Origin of the sequence: Salinivibrio socompensis S35 (assembly GCF_000513715.1) — a bacterium.
GTDB classification, from domain to species: Bacteria; Pseudomonadota; Gammaproteobacteria; order Enterobacterales; family Vibrionaceae; genus Salinivibrio; species Salinivibrio socompensis.
On record NZ_AQOD01000224.1, the window covers coordinates 1 to 3394 of the forward strand.

The window sequence follows — 3394 nt, forward strand, 5'->3', positions numbered from 1 at the left end:
TAGTGGTAGCGAGTCACCGCCCCGAGAGGGTCAATTGCCTGTGACAATAAGTCAAACGCGTCGTAATCGAACGACTGGCTATGCCCCAGTGCATCGGTGACTTTGACCAGATTACCTTCAATGTCGTATTCAAAGTAAGCGGCGGTGCCATCTTCGTAACAGACGCTGCGTGGCGTGAGGCTGTCACCTTGGTAGTGCCAAGTCCGTACCAAGTTATTGTCACTGACGCGTCGGCATAACCGTCCTTGGCGGTCGTATTCAAAGCGCATGCCCATCCCAACTTGGGGCTGCACGCGGGCCAATAACCCGAGTTCATTATAGGTATAGCACGTGGTGGTGCCATCGGGCTCCGTCAGGCTCTCGCGATGGCCTTCTGGGGTGTAAGTCAGCGTGGTTTCCAGCCTTCAGGGTCGCTCGCGGCAATCACATCCCCTTGTGGGTTGTATTGATACGTCCATGTCGCACCTTCAGGGTCGGTATAACCGAGTAGATACCCTTCCTCGCTGTACTGGTAGGCATGCACCGCCCCATCCGGTAGCACTACGTCGGTTACATTCCCCCAATCATCGTAGGCATAGAAGGTTGTCTCACCCAATGCATTGGTTTGGCTAATCAGGTTGTCGTTATCCCACGTTTGAGTGATGGTGCTACCATCTGGCGCCACGGTTTTCACCACGCGGTTGCGTTCGTCTAAGTGGTAAGCGGTAATGCCACCAAACGCATTTTTGTAGTAATGGATCCGCTGCGCGTCGTCGTAGCGGATGTGGTCATTCCAGTAGTCACCCGCACAGCGTGTCGCAAGCGCTCGGCCTTGCTTATCATAATCATGCTCAACCCAGGTATTGGCCTTATCTTGCCAACGAATAAGGTGGCCGACTTGATTGTATTGGTAGTCAAAATTCCGCCCCGCATCCGCGCGCACCGAGAGCAAAAAGCCTTGGTCGTCATAATGATACTGCGCCAATTCACGGATCACCGTTTTATCGCGCTCACACAAGGTTAAGGCGGTAATGCGGTTACGCTCGGTGGCAACCTTGATTAAACGTTGATCCGTTAATACCACCCACTTTAAGGTGGCGTGCAGATAAACAAACTGGGTGCTATTGCCGTAGCTATCTTGGATTTTGGTGACTTTGAGTACGCTGCCCGCGGCAAAGCCAAAGTGATAACTCAGTCCGTTTTTGTGCTTGAGCACCAAGTGCCCAGCTGGATCACGGTGTAAGCGCAATCAGGCTTCATCGCCGATTGGGTTGGCGTCGCGGTGAGCGGAAGCGGGAAGCGTGCTTGGGTATAGTCTTTGTCTATCCATAAAGCCGTGTCGCCTTCAATGGTCAGACTGATATCCCAACTGCTTCGCCATAGTCGACCCATCAGGCCAGTGTGACGCTCTCCGCGCGAGTGATAGTAGCGCTCGTGTGATACCGGCAAGTGAGCCGCAACGGTAAAGTCTTCCCGTAATTCAAAGGCTTTACCCGTTTGCATATCAACAGGCTCGCCTTTTCCCGTACATGTATTGGTAGGCTGACAGGCCCCGTCCCCGTCGGCTTCATTGGCTTGGCTATTATTTCTATCTTGCTTTTCTTGATGAGGGTCTGCCTTGCCTGCGTTGGTGTTTTCTGGCGCCTTAAGGCTCTCTTTAGGGTGCGCGGTGCCAGGCTTAACCGTAATAATTTTGCCCTTGAACTCATCAAATTTCCCTTTGATCCAACCGAGCATGTCATCGATTTTTTGAAGCAAGGATTTCAAGCCATCAATCATTCCAAGGATGGCACCGGACGCAAGACGCAGGATCCAGCTATCGCTTTGCATCACCACTTTTTCTAAGCCAAAAATGGTTTTGTTGATTAACTCTTTCGCTTCCTTGGCGCAACTGTTAAGCGTTTTATCAAAATCGGCCAAATACTTGACGAGGTTGCCATTCGACAAGCTTCGGATGATTTTCATCGCCAGTTGAATTGCCCGAGAATCGGCTTTTTTGAGGGCATCTAAAATGGCACAGCCGGTTTTTTTCGCCGCATCCCCTAACCCAGGCACGAAACCGATGGCTATCAAGGTTCCCTCGGCCCAATGCCAGTTATCCAACGACTCTTGCTCGTAAGTCCGCCAGCTCCAATCGCCCAAATCATATAAATCAATAGCCTGTCCGACCACAGGGACGCAACCTAACGCTATTTCAACAAATAACAGTAAGGCCGGATTGTCTTGCGCCATACCCGCCGTCTCACCGGCTAGGCTGCTATACATTTTTTGAACCGCTTCTTTTTGCTTGCGTGTCCCTTGGTTTATTTCACGGTGAAGAACCCAAAACCGCTCATAAGCGGGCTCATAGTCATCGGGGATCCACGTTGTCCAGCTTCGATCAACGTCAATGCTATCGGCCGAGCTGTCGTCTGCATCGTAAGACAGATAGCCTTTACGATTTAAAAGGGTATAGAGGGCGAAGTATTCGCCAGCCAGCGCCGCATATTCCGGCGAGTCTTGCAAGACGGGGTTGTTCTCCAGCACTTCTTCTGGCTCGAATTCATCGTCTCCCTCTTCGAGCAAAATCTCATAGCCCCCACACCCCATGTTCTGGATCTTGCACAGCCCCTGATCGTCGGTTTTCCCTTCAATTTGCGTTTGTTTGCTATCAGTCAACACAAAGGGGGCATTGGGCACGGGCTTATCATCGTCGTAATGGTAACGAATAAACGCTTCACAGCCACACTCGACGCAGCCGCCTTCTAATACATTGTCTGTTGAAAAGTTTTGTTGGGCGGCCTGTGAACTCGAGAGCAAAGCGGCCTTTGCATTACTGCTCATGACGACGAAGATTCCTTATCTAGTAAGATTAAAGCTTGCTCAAATAGACGATCCATGGGCGTTTTTTGCCCATCGATAATGGGTCGGGTAATGATTTTCTGTGCCCACGCCTCTTGATAAAAGGTGTCGCCTAGCTCGATTTTTAAGCTAAGAAAACGAACAATATCTTGCTGTTGCTGAAACCCGTTGGCGCTTGCTTCGCTCACACCGGTTTCAATGAATTGCGTCCATTGTGTCTCTGACCATGCCTGTGTGCGCTCATGGTGGGTCTGTAGATGCGTTTTGTAGGCTTGATACTGCTTTGGCAGTGATAGATTCAAGAGAGCGGCATACTGCGCCTCGCTCAGAGCACGCGGTAATGGCGGACAGGTGGCCTTCTCTGCCGCTTCTGGACACAAGGGGAGGGTTTCTCCCTCGGTATCATTGAGTGTACCGAACAGTGCATATTTAAACGGCCCGCTTAATGCGAGCTTTTCAGTGTCTGACGAGGCGTGCCACAACGCTTGAAACACTTGCCTATCGAACAATCGCAGCAATACGGTTTGTTGGTAGGTATCTTTAACTTGTATCCACGTTTGCCAAAACGCTTCGC

3 protein-coding genes and 1 pseudogene are annotated in these 3394 nt (G+C 51.0%); all 4 read right to left on the reverse strand.

The genetic code is table 11. From position 1 onward, the window contains the following. The coding region (locus tag DZ54_RS23825) for an RHS repeat domain-containing protein (protein ID WP_164831627.1) at window positions 1-293 on the reverse strand (293 nt) is incomplete at its 3' end. Between the two features lie 92 nt (window positions 294-385). Continuing rightward, a complete protein-coding gene (locus DZ54_RS23830; RefSeq protein WP_051416096.1) occupies window positions 386-1195 on the reverse strand; it encodes an RHS repeat protein in 810 nt (269 codons plus the stop codon). Then, window positions 1171-2802, reverse strand: a complete 1632-nt coding sequence (locus DZ54_RS23835; protein WP_025675452.1) for a DUF6531 domain-containing protein — start codon at window positions 2800-2802, stop codon at window positions 1171-1173. Before DZ54_RS23835 ends, DZ54_RS23830 begins: the two co-directional genes overlap by 25 nt. Next, window positions 2799-3394: pseudogene (locus DZ54_RS25370) on the reverse strand (hypothetical protein); the annotation flags it as partial. The pseudogene DZ54_RS25370 and the gene DZ54_RS23835, both read right to left, overlap by 4 nt.